We start from the raw sequence: 2059 nt of genomic DNA on the forward strand, positions 1-2059 counted from the left end.
GGGATCGATCGGCCGGGGAGGGCGGGCCCGCGGAGCGCCGGACCGGTCCGCCGCCGCGCGAACCGCGAGTCCGTCGACTGCCAGGAGAGCAGTGACCGGTCGGACTGGCCGGACAGCACGGACGCGATCGACTGGAACGAACCGACCGAGAACAGTGACATCGCCGAGCCGATCGACCCCACCGACAGGGCCGAGCCCACGGACAGGACGGAACCGGCCGAGCCGATCGACAGGACCGAGCCCACCGAACCGATGGAGAGCACCGAGCCCGCGGATCCGATGGAGAGGACGGAACCGGTCGACCCGACGGACAGGAGCGAGCCCGCCGGCGACGCCGGTGGGGTGTGGTCCTCGTGCGGACCGCCGTGACAGGACATGACTCCATTGTCCGCCACTTCCGCGCACTCCGTCGTTAGCCCGGATGAGTGCCGCGGACCGTCCCGTGTCCCCCGCCGCGGCGACCGCCGCGCTCGGCCCGCTTGGCCGGTCCCCCTCTCGGGCTCGGCCCCCGGCGGTCCCCCGCTCGCGCCTCCGGCCGGGTGACGGTCCGGTGACGTTGTGTCCCCGGTCACGTTTCGTTGGTAGGGGAAGACAGACGACGACACCCGCGTTGTTCGTTGCGCGCCTTTCCACGCTCGCCTCGGGTCAGGAGTCCCCACGTGCCGAACATGTCCCGGCTCTCGCGCCGTCGCCGCGCGGGCCGGCACCCCCGCCGGGTGGCTGTGCTCAGTGTCCACACCTCCCCCCTGCACCAGCCGGGAACCGGCGACGCCGGCGGCATGAACGTGTACATCGTCGAGCTCGCCAAGCAGCTCGCCGACCTCGGGACCGAGGTCGAGATCTTCACCCGCGCCACCGCCGGCGCCCTCGCCCCCACCGTGGAACTGGCACCCGGCGTCCTGGTACGGCACGTGGACGCCGGCCCCTACGAGGGGTTGAAGAAGGAGGACCTTCCCGCGCAGCTGTGCGCCTTCACCCACGGCGTGATGCAGGCGTGGGCGGGTCACCGCCCCGGGCACTACGAACTGGTGCATTCCCACTACTGGTTGTCCGGGCACGTCGGGTGGCTCGCGGCCGACCGGTGGGGCGTGCCGCTGGTGCACACCATGCACACCATGGCGAAGGTCAAGAACGCCGCGCTCGCGGCCGGCGACACCCCCGAACCCGCCGCGCGCATCATCGGCGAACAGCAGGTCGTCGACGCCGCCGACCGGCTCATCGCCAACACCGCAGGGGAGGCGGCCGAACTCGCCGAGCACTACGGTGCCGATCCGCTGCGCACCGCCGTCGTCCACCCGGGCGTCAACCTCGAACGGTTCCGTCCCGCTGACGGGCGCGCCGCGGCGCGCGACCGGCTGGGGCTGCCGCAGCACGCCGTCATTCCCCTGTTCGCCGGCCGCATACAGCCTCTCAAGGCCCCCGACCTGCTGCTGCGGGCCGTGGCCGAGCTTGTCGACCGGCAGCCCGAACTGCGCTCCCGGCTGCTGGTCCCCGTCGTGGGCGGTCCCTCCGGCAGCGGCCTCGCCCGCCCCGAGCGGCTCCACGGACTGGCCGGGCGGCTCGGCATCAGCGACATCGTGATGTTCCGTCCGCCCGTCTCGCAGCCGGAGTTGGCCGACTGGTACCGGGCGGCGAGCGTTCTGGTCATGCCGTCCTACAGCGAGTCGTTCGGGCTGGTCGCCGTCGAGGCGCAGGCGTGCGGGACGCCGGTGATCGCCGCCGCCGTCGGCGGGCTGCCCGTCGCGGTCCGCGACGGAGTGACGGGGTACCTCGTGACAGGCCACGAACCGGCGCTCTTCGCCGAGGCGCTGCGCCGCTTCACCGACGAACCCGGCCGCTCCGCCGTGATGGGGGAGGCCGCGACGCGGCACGCGCGCGGCTTCGGCTGGGGAGCGGCGGCCGAGGCGACCGCCGAGGTCTACAGCGACGCCATCGCCGGCCACCGCTTCGCCGACCACACCTCGCACGCCGCCCGCGGCAACGGGATCGCGCGGCGCGGCGGGCTGCGCATCGCCCGCTGACGACCGCGGGCCCGCCACCCGGCCGCCTCGCACCCGGC

General features: G+C 74.0%; 2 protein-coding genes. One reads left to right on the forward strand and one right to left on the reverse strand.

Annotation, left to right across the window (positions count from 1 at the left end):
* A partial coding sequence (locus HCJ92_RS23805; RefSeq protein ID WP_245241214.1) for a hypothetical protein occupies positions 1-377 on the reverse strand: 377 nt, incomplete at its 3' end.
* Positions 378-668: 291 nt separating this feature from the next.
* On the opposite strand from HCJ92_RS23805, the gene mshA reads away from it, so the two are divergent.
* Positions 669-2021 (forward strand): D-inositol-3-phosphate glycosyltransferase, encoded by a 1353-nt coding sequence (mshA, locus tag HCJ92_RS23810; RefSeq protein ID WP_167935679.1) that lies wholly within the window; start codon positions 669-671, stop codon positions 2019-2021.
* Positions 2022-2059 lie beyond the last annotated feature (38 nt).

The organism is Streptomyces spiramenti, from assembly GCF_012034385.1.
Lineage (GTDB): Bacteria > Actinomycetota > Actinomycetes > Streptomycetales > Streptomycetaceae > Streptomyces > Streptomyces spiramenti.

Excerpts from the sequence above, each read along its gene's own strand:
- mshA (WP_167935679.1), top strand. The coding sequence starts at position 669 with ATGTCCCGGCTCTCGCGCCGTCGCCGCGCGGGCCGGCACCCCCGCCGG.